The organism is Streptomyces sp. H27-C3 (assembly GCF_030063415.1).
GTDB lineage: Bacteria > Actinomycetota > Actinomycetes > Streptomycetales > Streptomycetaceae > Streptomyces.
This window is the reverse complement of record NZ_JASITA010000114.1, coordinates 1-1,110: the sequence shown is the minus strand read 5'-3', so window position 1 is coordinate 1,110 and position 1,110 is coordinate 1. Positions and strand designations below refer to the sequence as shown.

The 1,110-nt window shown below is 69.9% G+C and carries 1 protein-coding gene; it reads left to right on the top strand.

Going from position 1 to position 1,110, the window contains the following annotated elements:
* Positions 1–26: 26 nt before the first annotated feature.
* Positions 27–1,110 (top strand): transposase (locus tag QMK30_RS38290; RefSeq protein WP_283522943.1); only part of this gene is annotated, 1,084 nt, incomplete at its 3' end.

Sequence of the window (1,110 nt, the reverse complement as noted above, 5' to 3'; positions counted from 1 at the left end):
GGCCGATGCAGCTGTCGAGGTGCCCGTTGTCCCTCCGTCCTCGTTCCGGTGAGCAAGTCCCGCCTCTGACCGCGCAGGTCGCGCGGGCGAGCAACCCGGGCGGCACGACGGCGATATGGGTGCGTGACCGGCTCGATGGGCTGTGGTGCGACGAGGACTTCACCGACTGGTACCCGCGTGACGGGCGGCCGGGTCTCTCACCTGCTCAGCTGGCCACCGTCTGTGTGCTGCAGTTCCTGCTCGGCCTGTCGGACCGGCAGGCCGCCGAGGCGGTCCGCTGCCGCATCGACTTCAAGTACGCGATGGCCATGGAGCTGGACGACCCCGGCTTCCACCACAGCGTGCTGGCCGACTTCCGCGACCGTCTCGCCGAAGGCGACCGTGCAGACCGCCTCCTCGACCTCATGCTGGCCCGCCTCAAGGAGGCCGGCCTGGTGCGGGAGCGCACCACGCAGCGCACCGACTCCACCCACGTCCTGGCCGCGGTGCGCGACCTGACCCGCCTGGAGCTGATCACCGAGGCAGTACGCGCCGCGCTGGAAGAAGTCGCCGGCACCTCCCCTCACCTGCTGGACGAGCTGGTCGACGAGGAGTGGGGACACCGCTACGGCCGGCCGGTGCGCCTGGGCAAGAACCCCACCAAGCCCAAGACCAGGATCCTCACCACCGGCAACGACGCCGTCCGGCTCCTGGAACACCTCTACCGGCACGGAGCAGACCGCACGTCCGGCCCTCATATCCAGGCCCTGCGCCAGATTGTGGTGCAGAACTACCACCGCGACGCCGCAGGACACCTGCGCTGGCGGAGCGCCGAGACGGAAGGCGGGCCCGGGCTGCCGCCCTCCTCACGGGCGATCGTCTCTCCCTATGACATCTCGGCCCGTTACGCACGTCACGGACACATCATCAGCTGGAAAGGGTTCTCCGCTCACCTGACGGAGACGTGTGCTCCCGACAGCCCCAACGTGATCACGGACGTGGCCACCACCGCGGCCACCACACACGACAGCAAGGTCCTGCCCGGCATCCACACCCGCCTGCACCGCCGCGGCCTGCTGCCCGCCGAGCACCTGGTCGACAGCGGCTACACCTCCCTGGTCCTCGTGGCCC